We start from the raw sequence: 16,650 nt of genomic DNA on the forward strand, positions 1-16,650 counted from the left end.
CCACAACATATAGTAGTTTGAGGGCGAAATTCGGGTCAAAAATTGGCTAAAAAACACCGATTTTTGACCCTTTTAAATAGGGCATTTGACAGATGACATTGGATAATTGGAATGATGACAACGGATATGTAACATTAGATACTTTAATTATTCTTTTATAAAAAGATTGAGTTAATGGATGATATTTATGTCATTGATCATCTCATTTAGATTTAATATCATATAGATTATATATACACATAATTTCTCTTTTTAAACTATCGATTAACTCCAAAGGTTGAATTACCTTTGCATTTGTTCCAAGCTTTAAGAGGAGTTTTGTATAAAAAGGAATTTCATTTGAATCAATTGTCTTTTTAAGTGTGTAGTAATTATTATCAATATACTCTAGATCATTTTGCAAAAAATAGATGTCTTTACATTCTAAATAGGCAATTCTATTTAATTTCACATGTAAATCAATTGGATTGTTAATTGGATAGTTTGATAACCATTCTTTTAAAGACATGAGATTTTCAAAAGTATCCATACTTTTTTCAAAGTCTATTATTCTATCTACACGATATAATCTGTATTCCATTAAGTCTATATCAAGAGCAGGAGAATACCATTTGCCATCATATGCATAAATTCCTAGTGGAACAATCTTCTTATGTGTCTTTGATTTGGGGGAGTTATATTGCATCAATACTATATTCTTATTTATAGCAGCAGCTATTATCTCTTTTAAAAAAGGTGTATCATGTTTAAATCCATATTCATTAATTTGAAGTGTATTATCTAATTCTTTAAATTCATTTAAAGTATCTTTAGGCAAAAGTGAGTATATTTTTTCTTTAACTGAGCTAATGCTTAAATTAAAAGGTAAATTATTATAATTGCCAAGATAGTTAAAAGAGAAAAGAATTGCAAATATCTCATCTTTTGAAAAAAGTATAGGGGGATATACTTGATTATCTAGTACTTTATAACCTCCATTTCTGCCTTGCTTTGAGTATATAGGTATGCCCATATCTGAAAGATCAGTTATATATCTGTGAGCAGTTCTTACGGATATATTAAACTCATTTGCAACTTCTCTTGCTGTAAATTCTTTTTTTGAATTCACAAACCAAATTAAATCGAACAATATTGTAGTTTTATTCATATTTCCTCCCTAAAGTGACAATTAGTGTCATGTTTACATTATATACTAATTTTATTAAAAGTTTAAGGGGGATGTTATGAAAGATAAAATTATAGTAAAAGGAGCAAGAGAAAAGAATTTAAAGAATATTGATGTATGTATTCCAAAGAAAGAAATCACAGCAGTAGTTGGGCCATCTGGTTCAGGAAAATCTGCCTTAGTATTTAATACCATTGCTGCAGAATCACAAAGGCAGATGAATGAGAGCTATTCCAGTTTTATTAGAACAAGATTAGGGAAGTTCCCACAGCCAAAATGTGATGAGATTAAAAGACTATCACCATCAATTATTATAGATCAAAAAAAGATTGGAGATAATAGCAGGTCTACAGTAGGAACAGTAACTGATATATATTCAAAACTTAGACTCTTATTTTCTAGGTTTGGAAAGCCCTTTGTAGGATATTCAGATAGCTTTTCTTTTAATAATCTAAAAGGTATGTGTGAAGTTTGTGAGGGAATTGGAAAGATAAGGGATATTGATACAGAAAAGATTATAGATAAAAATAAATCGCTAAATGAAGGAGCAATTCTATTTCCTACATTTCAAGTAGGAGGATTTAGATGGAGTAGGTATGTAGAGTCTGGTTTGTTTGATAATGACAAAAAAATCAGTGATTATAATGAGAAGGAACTTCATCTGTTATTATATGCAGATGAAATAAAATTAGAAAATCCAAGTGATAAATATCCAAAATCAGCAATTTATGATGGATTAATACCAAGAATAGAAAAAGCTTTCTTTAAAAAGGATATTAGGGAAGGTAGAGTTTATAAACATGAAATAGATAAATATGCAAGAGAAATTATCTGCCCAAAATGTAATGGAGCAAGGTTAAACGAAAATATCTTAAAATGTAAAATAAATGATAAAAACATCTATGATTATTGTAGACTAAGTATAGAGAATTTAATAATTGAGCTAGAGAGTTTAAGCATAAAAAATGCAAAAGAATTGATAGATTCAATTTTAAAAGATCTATATAATTTTAGATTAGTAGGGCTTGATTATTTAAGTTTAAGTAGAAATACTGGAACTCTTTCAGGAGGAGAATCCCAAAGAATAAAGATCATAAAGCAACTTGGAAGCAGTCTTGTAGATCTATTATATATCTTAGACGAACCAAGTGTAGGTTTGCATCCAGAAGATATATTGAGGATAAATAGATTATTGATAGATTTAAAGAAGAAAGGAAATACAGTATTAATTGTTGAACATGATATTGATATGATAAAGATTGCTGATAATATAGTAGAATTAGGACCAAGATCAGGAGAAAAAGGTGGAGAGTTAATTTTTTCAGGAAGATATGAAGATTTTCTAACTGCAGAGACGCTGACATCAAGGGAATTTAAAAAGAAGAATGAATTAAACAATGAAATAAAGACTTTTAAAGAGTGGATAGAAGTTAATAAAGCAAAGGCAAACAATCTAAAGAATATAAATATTAAGATACCTAAAAATGCAATTACTGTAGTAACTGGAGTTGCAGGTTCAGGGAAATCATCACTTATGGATATCGAATTTAGAAAGAGATATCCTGAAGCTATTTTTATTGATCAAAAGAAGATATATACAAATGTCAGATCAACAGTTTCAAGCTATATAGGGATATTTGATAACATTAAAGATATCTTTGCCAAAAAAAATAACATATCTCCATCTTACTTTAGTTTTAATTCCAAGGGTGGTTGCCCAGAATGTGGAGGCAAAGGTTATATAAAACTAGACTTAGCATATATGGATGACATAGTTAGCCAATGCGAAGCATGCAATGGAAAAAGATACAATGATAGATCACTTAAATATAAGGTAAATGGTTTGGATATAAGTCAGGTATTGGATTTATCAATTGAAAATGCTTTAAGCTATTTCAAATACTTTAAAATTAATAAAATTTTACAGCAATTAATAGATGTAGGGATTGGATATTTAACTTTAGGACAGAGCTTAGATACACTATCTGGAGGAGAACTACAAAGATTAAAGCTATCTATCAATTTAAATTTAAATGGAAATATTTATGTCTTTGATGAGCCAACAACAGGTCTACATGTAAAGGATATTGATAGATTGATAGGGATATTTAAGAGATTATCTAGAGATAACACAATAATAATTATTGAACATAATTTAGATATAATGCGTATGGCCGACTGGATTATAGATTTGGGACCATATGCTGGAGAGGAAGGTGGGTATTTATTATATCAAGGGAGAATTGAAGGGATATTGGAATCCCAAAAATCAATTACAGGAAGACATTTAAGGAAATATCTTTAGGAATAATCATTTTAGATAATGAAGGATACAGAGTGGATTTAATTGTTTGTTAATCTATCCTTGCTAAGTAGTAAGGGTATGATAGGTTGATGGATAGAAAACTTATTCATTTACTTTCAAAATACATTGTACTGGTGTTGCTGGACGGCTATAATTTTTTACTAACTTTACCATTGCATAGTAACCGCTAAGGGGATAATATCAATCTACGACATCTTTATTATCGTCTCAAGACATACAGAGGTTGTAGTCCTGTTGCAACGTTGAGATTATTAATGATTGAAAATAAATAATAAACCATGAGCGTAAGAGCGATTTGCTTCTGCGCTCTTTTTCTTTGAAAAAATAATAAGGAGGATATTTTTATGAAGAAAATTACATTTATTCCGACCAAGAACTCTTTGAAAGATAACAGAAGATTAAAGGTTGCCGCATATTGCAGAGTTAGTACTGAGCGCGAAACCCAGAAAAGCAGTATTGATCTTCAGATCAAATATTATAACGATTTGATTCAGGAGAACCCTGAATGGGATTTTGCAGGCGTGTTTTATGATTACGAAAGCGGGCTGAGAAAAGAGAAACGGAATGGTTTGAATGCAATGCTTAAGAAGGCATATCGTGGTGACATTGATTATATCATTACTAAGTCTATCAGTAGGTTGTCCAGGAATGTGTTAGATACGCTAAATATTATCCGAAGTTTAAAAGCAAGAGGTATAAATATCTATTTTGAAAAGGAAAATTTAAATTCACTTGAAACAGAAAAAGAAATAGATATTGCATTTAATGGAGTTTTAGCACAGGAGGAGAGCAGGAATTTAAGCGAAAACATTCAATGGGGATACAAACGTAAATTTGAAAGAGGTGATGATTTTGTCGGCAAAATGCCTATGGGGTACAAGCGCATTAATAATGAATGGATAGTCGTACCGGAAGAAGCCAATATCATAAGGAAGATCTATCAGTTGTATTTGGGAGGCAGTACACTGCAACAAATAAAAGAGTACCTGGAAGAACATCAGATTAAAACTGCTACAGGGAAGAAAACATGGGCAACAGCAGTTATTCAAAAGATACTGAAGAACGAGAAATATAAGGGTGATTCCCTACTGCAAAAGACCTATACAGAAGATTTTATAACAGGTAAAAAAAGTAAGAATGTTGGTCAAAGGGAGCGTTACTATATAACGAATAGTCATCCAGCTATTATTACTGCTGAAATATTTGATAAGGTCCAGGAAGAAATGTCTAAACGGGCAAGGTTAGTTCTAAAAGAAGATGGCACAGTGGAATCCAGCACTAATAAATATAGTGGAAAATATCTTTTGGGAAATCTTGTTGTGTGTGGAGACTACGGTACTTCATATCGAAGAAGAACTGAAAGAGGTAAGGTTGTTTGGAGGTGTGCAACGAGAATAGAAAAGGGCAAGGATATCTGCCCCCATTCTCCCACTATAGATGAGAAATGGATTCAAGATGTCTTAGGTAAAAAGATTTGTGAGAACGGCGTTTATGATGAAGAGGTCGTCAGAAATAAAGTTGATTGGATTTTCGTGTTTAGTAAAAATTTAGAAATCCGATGTAAAGATGAAAGTATGTTTAATATTAGGTTCTTACAGAATAAGATGTAGGATAGTACAACATTTTATAAGCTATAACTTGAAAAATAAGGATATAATTAAACTGCTATATTTCTTATGTGGAAGCATTGTTTTTAAAAAAATTAGTACTATTAATTATATAGAGAACAAAACATAAGAATGATATAATGTTTCTAACATATTGTGGAACGAGGACACATAGTTGCCAAAAAAAGATTCAAACTTTTATTTTCTAGCCATCAAAATGTGACAATATTAGAAAATGAACTTTATAGAGGTGATGTTATGAGAATTAAGGCATTAGTTGTAGGAGTAAGCGATTATTCAGCTATTAATCAAAGTAATCTTCCGTTTTGTGCCAATGATATAGTTGCTGTTACTAAGGCATTAATCGATGGATTACAGGTAAAAAAAGAAGATATTTTCACCTTGGGGGATAAAGGCATTGTCAATTCCTCCGATTTTATTGAGCAAGTTCATTTTATAAGAAATAATATTACAAAAGATGATACTTTTATTTTCTATTTCTCTGGGCATGGAGGGAACTTACCAAATACACATCATTTGATATTCAGTGATAAAGCAATTAGTACACAAGAGATTATTGGCTTTTTCAACTCTCTGTGCGCTAAAAATAAATTAATAATTTTAGATAGTTGTCTATCTGGGAATTTTGAAGTAAATGAAACTTCTAGATTTTATTCAAATATGAATATTGCTGATTTTTTTGGAAAAGGATACGCCGTTATTTCATCTAGCAACGCCACTCAACTTTCTTGGGGGCATCCAGCTAAGCCTATAAGCCTATTTACTAGTTTTTTGTGTGAAGCTCTCACCGATCGATTATTAATCAAAAAAGGAAATAAATCTTTATATGATATTCAAAAATTACTTTTCTTATACTTGGATATTTGGAATAAAAACAATCCAGATAAAATACAGCAACCTAATTTCAGAGCAAACATAGGAGGAACAATCCTATTTCCTGTTGAAGAATATATCCCCTATCAATTAGGAACCTATTATGATGAAACTGATAATTATATAATTTATGCTGTAGAACCGTTGCATAGTTCTATTGCAAAAAGATATGCCGTCAAAGCAATTCTTAAAAGTCCTTTATCCTTTAAGGAAATCTCTCTTGTGAATCAAGAAATTATTGAAAAAGTAAGGGATTTAGAGATATATACAAGTAAACAACAGGAAAATAAATGGAAAAATAAATTGGCTAATATTGTATTCTGTTATTTTGGTAGAGACGAATTTGATATAATCAACGCTAATTATCTTTGCCATACAACTTGGGTAGATGAAAACCAAAATAAAGCTCATTGGTATAGGCTATCTAAAAACAGTGAAATTATAAATTGTATACATTTTAATTTTCATACTTACTACAACACCTTAAAAATATTTCAACAAAAAAATACTGGTGAGGAATATTCTCTTATTTCTCAAACAAAAGAAATAATGAGCAATTTAATTTCGCTATCAGAAAGAGTTATTGGAATTTACAACGAGTTTTTAAATAAAACAAAAACAGAAGATGACTTTGTACAAGAACTGAATAAACTAGTACTACTCATTGATAAATGGTATTTTGCAGAATCTGAGCTCTCCCTTCCGCCTCAAGAAATAAAAAATTGGTGCCAGGCTTGTACGAATCTCGCGGGAACAATTCACGATTTTACCATGTTTTATAACAAACATGGCTTGAATACAAGAACTCCGGAAAATAGAATTGAATGTATGAATATCACTAAAGATAGATATTATGAGGACTTAGAAAAGTTGCAAAAAGAAGAACAACTTATTAGATCTCTAATAAATTAACTTAACTTTTGCTAATCAATAATTGTGGAAATATACAAATCAATTTTAAAGAAAGAATACAATAGGAGGTATTATTATGAAAACATATAAAGCACAAAGTATCTCAGAATATCTTTCTATTTTAGAAGGTAAAGGTATTTCTGAATATATATACAGGGGACAAAATGAGCCGTATTTTTCAATTAAAGCGAGTGGTTTCCGTCCCTATTTAGGTGGCTGGAACTCTGATAAAATTTATGATATGGAGTATCTTCATTCAGCATTTTATAATAGAATAATCGGACAAGTATCAGAACATGAAAAAAAGTATTTCTTAGCTTTTTGTCAACATCACGGTATTCCAACCAATTTAGTAGATATGAGCTATTCACCATTGGTTGCCCTTTTCTTTGCCTGTGACGGAAAAACTGAGCAAAAATTTTCTTTACAAGAATTTTTAGGTTCCTCAACACTTGAAGAATTAGAAAATGATAGTTCTTTACAGAAAATGTTAATTCACAATATTCTCAATCAAGCTAGAAAGCCTTTTCACTCGCCTTATGCACAAACATATGTCTTGAAGAAACAACGTTTAATAAATATTACAAATATTATTATCATGTTACAAGGAAAGAGTTTATTTGAAGAACTCCTAACAGACTATGATATTGCACTGGCATTAGCAAATTCTATTCATAGTCATTTTCGGTCCGTTGATATTACTTCTCTAAAAGATTGGACTAAAAATCTATTAATTAATTATTGCAACATAAACGAAGTATATGAGGAGGAGGATGCATGTACAATAGAACTTTACAAAAAAATAAAATCCCTATTATCAAAATCAGAGGACATAAATATCCAAGATTACCATGACTTATTACAAGTAATTTCTGAATCCGATATAGAAAATGGTATTATTTCAGCCTTATTGAAAAACACGGAGTTGTTATGTGGAATTAATGATTGCGATATTATTGCTTTATTATATATGATTTTACTGGTAGCAACACTTTATGAACTAAAAAACTATCCTCGTAAAATAAACATAAATTTAGACATTTATTTTACTTACCAACCTCCAGAACTTTTTGGGAGAATATCTAGCCAACAAAGTTTTTTTATCTATCAACCATATATCTATACTAATGATGGTGTTTATAATTATTGTGAATTAAATGTGCAAGAAATTGTACCTGATATATTGATTGAGATTGACAACTATTCTAATATTTTGCAAGAACTTAACCTCTTAGGTATTGACAATGGAACCATTTATGGAGATATAGATAATATTGCTAAAGCACTATTAAAATCAGGAAAACTATTGAAGGTATAAAAATAATTTAAATATTCTATTTAAAATACGTTCAGAAATAGATTTATTATCTTCACATAGAGAAGATGAAAGCATATATGTGTGTAAGTTTGTTGGGAATGCCTTAAGAGATAATAGTAAAAACATTCAGAGTTAATTTCAAAAGAACTACAGCGATGAGATTTGTCCTCAAGGGAAAGCAAACAAGTTCAGAAATTTTGAAAGTAATATGTGAGTGTGTCTTTAGGTTTAGCTGTACTGAAATATGTTTCTGTTGCTACGGTAAGGTAAGGTATTGAAGATTTTAGAAAATGGTAGAGGTTTTCAAAAAAAATTCTTAAAAGATAATATAGATGCAATAGATTAAAAATGATAGTGATTATAGAATAAATTACAATAACAGAATAGTTTTGTTTGTGAATAATGTATTCTGGTAGCTTATACATTCTAAATAGAGAAAATAGTGGAGGATAAGGATGTTACAAAAGTATGAAAGAGAAGCGGAATATACAGAAAGAATATTGAAATTGAGACAGGAAGTAGCAAGCGAATATAGGAAATATCGACAAGAAAATATTTCTGATTTAGATATAATAAAAAGTCTTGAAGCGAAAATAGGATCTAAGTCTAATGAATTTGCAAAAATAAAATCAAGGCAATTTTTTTCGGCATCGGAATATAGAGATGCGTGGATAAGTGGCTTGCTCAGATCTAGTAATATGGAACTAAAAAGCATAATGAGAAATGAGACTATACGCCAATATATAGTATTATTTTTAGAAAGAAGCTATGTAAAAAATTCTGAACAATATACGAAATTTAAGTTAGAGGATTGCGATAGAGAATTATATCTAGGAGACAATGAAAATGTTATAGGTGTTTTCGTTGCACCTAGAAATGAATTATTAACAAATTATGAGTGGAAAAGTTATCCTTTAAAAGGACTTAAAGTTAAATATACATATTTAACATTGGGGCAATTAAGAGAGGAAGGTTATTTGAAAGGAAAAATTGTTGAAGGACAAACATATAATGCAAATTTAATGAAAGTGAGATCCTTTAATGATATTATTGAATTTTATGAAAATTTCAAAAGGAGTGGTTCCCCATTTGAGCGACAATTTGTAGATAAATATATAGATTATGTTAATGGACAAAAGGATTGGACAAAGGTTCCAATACTTCTACCTGAAGTTCGTTGGGATAAAAAAGCAGTTTGTCATAGATATAGGGCAGATTATTTAATTATAAACTATTATACAGGAGATAGGCTGGCGATAGAGTTGAGTCCAGATTCTACCCATTTAATACATAAAGAAGTAAAGCAGGATTGGAAAAAGGAAAACGATAAGAGAAATAGCTATTTTTTTAAGTATAAGGTGCCAACAGTAACGTATACAAATAGTTATCTTGAAGATATAAATGAATGTTTTACAAAAATAAGCGCTCTTTTTGAACGGCCCATCAAAAAATTGGAATATGAAGAATTGATTAAGGAACTATAAAATCATCTTATAAAAGGGATAGTTATTTTGTATAAGAATAAACTTTTACCATATGTAGAGATAGATTGGACGTTTTTTACAAAGATGCCAGGGAGAGATTGATATATTGTCAATAACAGCAAATTAGTTGATAAATTTTCTAGGAGAGGGAGCTAGTATTTCAAAACGAAGTAAGTATCGTAAGACCAGCAGTATACTTAAAAGCCGTTTTGAAATAAATACAGTATATTATAAAAAACTAACTTGAAATAAATAAATTACTGGAAATATAAGTTGATATCGAGGGAGCACTATGTGCTATGGTCATCAGAATTACAGTAACAGGGCATGTTGAGTGCGTAGTATTGATGTCTAAAAAATAAAGTCCGGAAATCCTTTAAAATACTGGGTTTCATATAATTAAAGTAAATCTGTCCACTCGACCTAAGCCCTCGATATGGGTACATGGAAACATATCGAGGGTGTTTTTTTGTAGTAAAAATGAGTCTGAAATTAGGTAGGGGTGAGTGGACAGAATAGATAAATTAGTAGGGTTGAGGAGACAGGATAGATGTAACATTCTATACACCTGAGATTATAGCATAGGATTTAGAAGGATTTGGAGTAAGAATTATTGAATACAAATCAAAAATCATGCGAACGTAAATAAAATGTTTGCAATATGATGATGCTAATGATATTATACTTAAATGAAAGGCGAGATGCCATTTTGTAAAGTGAAACGCAATATTTGAAACCGACAACTGAATATTTGTAAACGAAACGCAGTTTTTGTACTCGAGAAGCCAGTTTTGAAAACAAAAAGCCACTATTGTAACCCAAATGCAGTTTGATTTTCCGAAAAATCTGGTGTATTATGGGTTAAAATGGGCATGCCAAACAGAGATCGACTCCCTCTCGATTTTTTTGTAATCGGAGAATCCACCCCTGTTTTATGGATTAAGCATGGATAGTTGGCAGCGCAGTACTTAGTTTCTAATGTTACTTTTTGAGAAGACTTTGTTTTAGCGTGATGTTATCGGCTGCAACCGGTGAACATCCGAGTTTATGCAAAACCTCTTCTCCGTGGTAGAAGCTGAACGTTTCGTATGGGCTACGATTGTTCAGCTTTTTTCTTTTGTAGGAATTGATATGATTCATCATCGTTGTGATGTCTTCCTGAACTAGGTGATTAAAGCTTGTCCCTTTAGGAAGCACTCTACGAATCAGGCAATGATTGACTTCAATAGCCCCCTTCTGGTGAGGACAACCGGCATCGCAGTAATAAATCCGTGTGCGCAAATCAGGCCCATACTCAATAGCCTTGGGATTGGAAAACTCACTACCATTGTCCGTAAGAATAACAGGAAACAGTTTTCGAAACGGTTCACGTCCGAGCCGTTGATCAAGGTCATTAAATATATCAATTACCGATTGAGAGGTATTGGATTCCCTCAGGAAAGCAAGCATCAGATTAGTTTCTACGAAATGTATTGTTAGTAGGCACTTACCACCCTGGGAACCAATTACAGTGTCCATTTGGACGATCGCAGTATCAGGATTATCGTCAATGAAGCTTTGGAACGCCTCGTAGTTGCGACCAATTCTGCAGCCCTTGTCTACTTTAAATTCCGGCTTTTTATATCGCTCGCGGAACTTTACTTTCCTGGGTAAATCAATATTGCGCACATCGAGCAAGCAGGCATCGATGTAGTTATAGATGGTTTTTTCACTACACATTATTTCATCTTGATGAGTAACATAAATCTGATGGATGGATTGTCCCTGCTTCACCAGCGGACTGATAATTGCATTAAGTCTGGCTATCTCTTCTTCGCTGACACACAGACCACTACGGGATTCAGAAATAATTTTATGAGCTTTAACATGAGCATGCTCCGCATGGTAGAGGTTTTTCATCAAAGTACACTTACTGATCTGCTCGCAGCCATTGCAGACGTAAGGTACCCGAAATCTTGCAGTACAGATTTCCTCAATGAAGTCAGGGCAGTTGTGGTTACACTTTTGACAGAGTTTGCAGTATGCTGCTGAAAGCCTCGAGCATTCCTTGCCGCAGAGCCTTTTCTTTCTACAGTTAATACGGTTTTTGCAAGCATTGTATGGAAACCCTGGATATCCAGTGGCTACTTCTGCAAGATGCTTACGGACTTCTCTGGAAATCGTTGTCGGATTCTTATGCAATCTCCGAGCAATTTCTTTAAATGATACACTCTCTTTTAGGTATTTTTGAAGGGTTAGCCTCTCTTCGTATGTAAAAAACTTAGACATATTTTACTCTCCTTTTTGCCGCCAACCCATTTAGAATATATGGCAGAGAAAAGGTTTGTAAATAAAAAGATTGGTTCAAGACCAATCTTTTGTAAGCCAGATTGCAACCACCTGGAATTTATTCATTTTATCGCTTTATATATTTTAATTTCAATTGAAAGGGTTGCATTTCGATTTGCAATTAAAGGCTAATGATATTATGTAATTATACATACATAGAGGTGATTATGATGGCAATTAGTTATAAAAAACTTTGGAAGCTTCTTATTGATAGAGATATGAAAAAGAAAGACTTACAGAAACTTGCAGGCATTAGTTCTGCTACGATCACAAAGCTTGGTAAAAACGAAAATGTTAGTACAGAAATAATACAAAAAATCTGTATAGCGTTGGAGTGTGACGTCTGTGATATCATGGAAATGGATGATACCAAACGGAGTTAATGCTTGTATCACAATGTTCAGACCCATTTGAGGTTATTTCATAATTGATATAGGTAAATTAGAATCAGAATTCTTTGGAGTTTTAGCTGGAAAAGAAAAATAGCGACTTAACTGAAAAAATACAAATTGATATGGAGGTTATCATGACTACTGAAGAAATCCTGCGGACTAACTTAACAGATGAACAGTACAACGCAGTTGTAGACGAATCAAAGCATATCCTTTGTTTGGCTTGCGCTGGCTCGGGAAAATCTCGAACGCTTGCTTATAAAATTGCGTATTTGGTTTCTAAGGGGGAGTCTCCCGAAAGCATTGTCGCTTTTACGTTTACGGAGAAGGCCGCCGAATCAATAAAACGCAGAGTGGCAGAGGCACTACATAAATTCGGATTGCCAGAAAACTATATAGGTGCTATGTTCATAGGAACATTGGATTCTTTCTGCCAAAAACTGATTGGCAATATTGATGCGAGGTATCGCCAGTTTGATATCCTTGATCAGAACGGGTTGATTCTGTTTGTAATGTCGCGCTTCTACCAATTAGAAATTCAGAGTAATGGAGGATATTTCAAAACGATAAATGAACTCACAAAAGCATGGCAAACACTTAATAATGAGAATATTCCATTGAGTGATATTGCAAAACATGACACAGTATTGTATACGCAGCTTTCGAATCTAGCCTCAAAGCTGCTCAACGATGGCTATATGGATTTTTCATATGCTATTAGGTTAGCGGTTGATGAATTAAAGAAAATCTCTCTCAAAGGTGGATCATATATCGAAAAATACAAATATCTTTTTGTCGATGAATATCAAGACATTAATCCCATTCAGGAGGAATTCATCAAAACATTCGCCAATCATCTGGACATGTTGTTTGTGGTTGGAGATGATGACCAAGCCATCTACGGCTGGCGTGGTGCAAATGTCCAGAATATATTGACATTTAAAGACAGATATAACGATGTTTCTATACATAAATTGCTTATCAATTTTAGAAGCACCAAGGCGATTGTTGAAACGGCAAATAGTTTTGTGCAGGCAAATCTTAATTACGAACGATTGCCAAAAGATATAAGCTCCAATTCTGATAGAAATATACAAGACCTTCGTAAACTCTGGTTTACTACTCGTGATGAAGAGGCACAATGGATAGCAAATCGGATTAAATCTCTTATTGGAACTACTTATATTGAATACAATCCAGACGGAACCGAGAAAAGCCGACGCGGGTTAACTTATAGTGATTTTGCCATCTTGCTTCGCAGCATACATAATTCCTATGGTGAAAACCGTGATGTTCAATTTGTAAATGCTTTGCAAGCCTTGAGTATTCCATGCAAAACTACAGGAGAAGGTGGGATCTTTGATCGCCCATACGCACAGTGTATTTTGTCAATAATGGAATTATTACGTGATAGTACAAATGATAGAACAGCGGCAGAAAGGATATTTAATGAGCAAGTGTTGCCCAATTTTCCACAAGCGAATAAGGTCAAATATCTTCAGGTGCTACAGCACTGGCAGCAAGAGATACATGCCCCGTGCGAGAGTGTAAGGCGCAAGGTGTACCCACAGCAGTTTTTACATGACTTGTTGGATGCACTTATGCTTCGTGCTATTGAAAACAATGAAATAGCATTGCGTGATTTGGGACTGTTTAGCAAAATCATATTGGATGTTGAGCAAACCTATGTCAGCATTGACTCTCCCAGACGTTATCGCGAAATGTTAAATTTCCTTTCTAACATTGCACAGAACAGTTATGAATTGGAACCAATTGACTACATTACAAAGGACGATGCTGTTAACATTTCCACTATACATAAGGTCAAGGGCTTAGAATTTCCTGTTGTGTTCGTGGCTGATTTGGTGTCGCAACGTTTCCCAGGCAGAAATGAAACATATAATGGATTGATACCACAACCACTCATGATGAATGCAATTAGCCGTGGCGCTTATGGTTGTCGTGTCCAAGATGAAGCTCGTCTTTTTTACACTGCTATTACTCGTGCTGAACGCATTTTGTACATGAGCGGTAGTACATCACATCCAGGGTTGAAACGTGGAAAACGACGGTCGCAATTTATCATAAATTTAAACCATCCGAATATGCGAGAAGATTTGACATTTGACGAGTTAGCTGAAAAGATGGAGCCTACTCCACGTTTTGCTGATAGCGAATTACCGACAGACTATTCATCTGTAAAAAAATATTTGAAATGTCCGTATTCTTACAAGCTCTCTACCATATACGGTTACAATGCAGCAGTACCAGAATTATTCGGGTTTGGGAAAACGAGTCACACTATTTTAGAACGGTTGCATCAGAAATTCAAAGATAGGACACCCACAGCGGATGAAGTAGAGGAAATCGTGGAATCAACTTTCATGTTGAAGCATGTTTTCCCAAGCAACGATCCCGTCAACCGTCCAGGTTCATATGAACGTGCAAAGCAACTTGTACAGCGCATAATGACTGAATATTCGTATAGATATGCATCCGACTTTGGACGCTTGCGGCAAGACGAGGCGCGTTTTGAAATTTCAGTTAAGGATGCATTGATAACAGGAGCCATTGATTTGCTTCTGCTGGAAGATCCAAAAAGAGGTATTATTACAGCGGATGTTATCGACTTTAAGTCGATGGAAACACCTGAGGACGTTGCATCTTATGATTGGCGGGATATGTCTGTTCAGGTGCAATTATACTCAAAGGCGGCAAAAGAGGTTTTAGGCGAAAATGTGGAAACAGGTTATATACATACATTAAAAGACAATCAGCGTACAGCTGTGCCAGTGGACAACCAATCCGTAAACAACGCCATCGGTGTTATTGAATGGGCTGTCAAAGGGATACTCATTGGTGACTTTCCTATGAGAGCTTGTCCACAGAACTGTGTTAGTTGCGACTTTAAGGCAATGTGCGCTCAACAGCTCCAAGCCTTCAAAAACACGGAAACCCCTCCGCAAATCAACACTCCAGCGGGTTTGAAAACTATCGCCGCGTTGGACATTGAAAGTGAGGGAGGTTATTAATGAGATTTGAATTTGAAGCAGTAGATATATTTTCAGGCTGCGGAGGTGTATCCTGTGGACTTACTTTGGCTGGTTTTAAAGTAAAAGCTGCGGTTGAAATTGATCGTAGCGCAGTAGAAACCTATCAAAGCTATCAACCGCTTAGCATGGTAAAAGTATTGCATGATGACATTTGCAATTTGAGCGGTTGGGAAATACTTAAAGCTGCTGATATAAAAAAGGATGACATATATTTGTTCGCTGGCTGTCCTCCATGCCAAAACTTCTCACGTAAAAACCCAAAAAACATAAAGAAAACCCTTGCTGAACGCAAAAAACTTTTATTTGAGTTTTTGCGAATAATCGAGGAATTGGAACCACCGTTCATACTGATGGAGAATGTGCCAGGCCTTAAGACCAAATCCAACAAGGAAATCCTCGACGAATTTCTAACTCGTCTGAGAAAGAGATATTTGGTGGTAGAAGGCATTCTTAACTCTGCTGACTACGGAGTTCCGCAGATACGTAAGCGATTTGTGCTACATGCCGTGCGAGAAGACATTCACAAGGAATTGAATGATAGCGGGTTTCAATTCGAGCTTCCGAAGCCAACTCACTCAGAGAAAGAAACTGACGGTTTACTCCCGTGGAAAACGGTACAAGAAGCCATCGGTGATCTACCGCCCATTAGAGCGGGTGAAACCTACGTGGATCCCGAAGGGGAAATTCACAATCATAAGTGCGCTAATTTGAGCGATATCAACCTTCAGCGCATACGGGCAATCCGGGCCAACGGTGGTTCGCGTGACGGATTACCAGAAGATTTGGTCTTGGAGTGCCATAAAAAAAAGGATGCTAATGGCAATGTCTTTTCAGGACATAAGGATGTTTACGGTATTATGGATGCTAACAAACCAGCACCTACAATGACAGGAGGATGCCTAAGCTATTCAAAGGGGCGCTATGGACACTACGAACAGGATAGGGCAATTTCAATTCGTGAAGCGGCTCGTTTGCAAACATTTCCAGACAATTTCATATTCAGTAACTCGCTTACAGCGGCTGCTCTGCAGATTGGCAATGCTGTACCGATAGACCTTGTAAAGGCGAGTGCTATAGTACTGAAACAAGCAATGTATATAGTAAAAGAGAAAAGAATTAAAAAAAAACGCAGCTGATTTTTTGAGGTATTGGAGGAAGGGGCTAAACAAGC

The 16,650-nt window shown here is 34.0% G+C and carries 10 protein-coding genes; 8 read left to right on the forward strand and 2 right to left on the reverse strand.

The window, feature by feature from the left end:
* Nucleotides 1-202: 202 nt before the first annotated feature.
* Nucleotides 203-1,147 carry a helix-turn-helix transcriptional regulator gene (locus tag ACYQ1I_RS01280; RefSeq protein ID WP_459761762.1) on the reverse strand — a complete coding sequence of 315 codons (945 nt, stop codon included), beginning with the start codon at nt 1,145-1,147 and terminating at the stop codon, nt 203-205.
* 76 nt (nt 1,148-1,223) lie between these two features.
* On the opposite strand from ACYQ1I_RS01280, the gene ACYQ1I_RS01285 reads away from it, so the two are divergent.
* The 5 genes from ACYQ1I_RS01285 to ACYQ1I_RS01305 all read left to right on the forward strand — a co-directional run bounded on the left by ACYQ1I_RS01285 (nt 1,224) and on the right by ACYQ1I_RS01305 (nt 9,706).
* Nucleotides 1,224-3,470 (forward strand): ATP-binding cassette domain-containing protein, encoded by a 2,247-nt coding sequence (locus tag ACYQ1I_RS01285; RefSeq protein WP_459761763.1) that lies wholly within the window; start codon nt 1,224-1,226, stop codon nt 3,468-3,470.
* A 365-nt stretch (nt 3,471-3,835) separates the two neighbouring features.
* Entirely contained in the window at nt 3,836-5,101 is a 1,266-nt protein-coding gene (locus ACYQ1I_RS01290) for a recombinase family protein (protein ID WP_459761764.1), read from the forward strand.
* 255 nt (nt 5,102-5,356) lie between these two features.
* The gene (locus ACYQ1I_RS01295) at nt 5,357-6,904 is read left to right on the forward strand and encodes a caspase family protein (protein WP_459761765.1); all 1,548 of its coding nucleotides are present in this window, start codon (nt 5,357-5,359) and stop codon (nt 6,902-6,904) included.
* A gap of 76 nt (nt 6,905-6,980) precedes the next feature.
* The gene (locus tag ACYQ1I_RS01300) at nt 6,981-8,222 is read left to right on the forward strand and encodes an FRG domain-containing protein (protein WP_459761766.1); all 1,242 of its coding nucleotides are present in this window, start codon (nt 6,981-6,983) and stop codon (nt 8,220-8,222) included.
* A gap of 455 nt (nt 8,223-8,677) precedes the next feature.
* Nucleotides 8,678-9,706 (forward strand): hypothetical protein, encoded by a 1,029-nt coding sequence (locus tag ACYQ1I_RS01305; RefSeq protein ID WP_459761767.1) that lies wholly within the window; start codon nt 8,678-8,680, stop codon nt 9,704-9,706.
* A 981-nt stretch (nt 9,707-10,687) separates the two neighbouring features.
* Here the strand turns inward: ACYQ1I_RS01305 and ACYQ1I_RS01310 are convergent.
* Nucleotides 10,688-11,974 (reverse strand): IS30 family transposase, encoded by a 1,287-nt coding sequence (locus ACYQ1I_RS01310; RefSeq protein ID WP_459761661.1) that lies wholly within the window; start codon nt 11,972-11,974, stop codon nt 10,688-10,690.
* Between the two features lie 230 nt (nt 11,975-12,204).
* On the opposite strand from ACYQ1I_RS01310, the gene ACYQ1I_RS01315 reads away from it, so the two are divergent.
* The 3 genes from ACYQ1I_RS01315 to ACYQ1I_RS01325 all read left to right on the forward strand — a co-directional run bounded on the left by ACYQ1I_RS01315 (nt 12,205) and on the right by ACYQ1I_RS01325 (nt 16,615).
* Nucleotides 12,205-12,417, forward strand: coding sequence for a helix-turn-helix domain-containing protein (locus tag ACYQ1I_RS01315; protein WP_024832242.1), 213 nt, complete (start codon nt 12,205-12,207; stop codon nt 12,415-12,417).
* 143 nt (nt 12,418-12,560) lie between these two features.
* A complete protein-coding gene (locus ACYQ1I_RS01320) occupies nt 12,561-15,458 on the forward strand; it encodes an ATP-dependent DNA helicase (protein ID WP_459761768.1) in 2,898 nt (965 codons plus the stop codon).
* Entirely contained in the window at nt 15,458-16,615 is a 1,158-nt protein-coding gene (locus ACYQ1I_RS01325) for a DNA cytosine methyltransferase (protein WP_024832240.1), read from the forward strand. The genes ACYQ1I_RS01320 and ACYQ1I_RS01325 overlap by 1 nt, the downstream gene beginning before the upstream one ends.
* Nucleotides 16,616-16,650: the final 35 nt, after the last annotated feature.

Source organism: Alkaliphilus crotonatoxidans (genome assembly GCF_054658015.1).

What these genes read in the sequence shown, in the direction of transcription:
- ACYQ1I_RS01325 (WP_024832240.1), top strand. Translation starts at nt 15,458, where the DNA reads ATGAGATTTGAATTTGAAGCAGTAGATATATTTTCAGGCTGCGGAGGT.
- ACYQ1I_RS01305 (WP_459761767.1), top strand. Translation starts at nt 8,678, where the DNA reads ATGTTACAAAAGTATGAAAGAGAAGCGGAATATACAGAAAGAATATTG.
- ACYQ1I_RS01295 (WP_459761765.1), top strand. Translation starts at nt 5,357, where the DNA reads ATGAGAATTAAGGCATTAGTTGTAGGAGTAAGCGATTATTCAGCTATT.
- ACYQ1I_RS01315 (WP_024832242.1), top strand. Translation starts at nt 12,205, where the DNA reads ATGGCAATTAGTTATAAAAAACTTTGGAAGCTTCTTATTGATAGAGAT.
- ACYQ1I_RS01320 (WP_459761768.1), top strand. Translation starts at nt 12,561, where the DNA reads ATGACTACTGAAGAAATCCTGCGGACTAACTTAACAGATGAACAGTAC.
- ACYQ1I_RS01285 (WP_459761763.1), top strand. Translation starts at nt 1,224, where the DNA reads ATGAAAGATAAAATTATAGTAAAAGGAGCAAGAGAAAAGAATTTAAAG.
- ACYQ1I_RS01310 (WP_459761661.1), bottom strand. Translation starts at nt 11,974, where the DNA reads ATGTCTAAGTTTTTTACATACGAAGAGAGGCTAACCCTTCAAAAATAC.
- ACYQ1I_RS01300 (WP_459761766.1), top strand. Translation starts at nt 6,981, where the DNA reads ATGAAAACATATAAAGCACAAAGTATCTCAGAATATCTTTCTATTTTA.
- ACYQ1I_RS01290 (WP_459761764.1), top strand. Translation starts at nt 3,836, where the DNA reads ATGAAGAAAATTACATTTATTCCGACCAAGAACTCTTTGAAAGATAAC.
- ACYQ1I_RS01280 (WP_459761762.1), bottom strand. Translation starts at nt 1,147, where the DNA reads ATGAATAAAACTACAATATTGTTCGATTTAATTTGGTTTGTGAATTCA.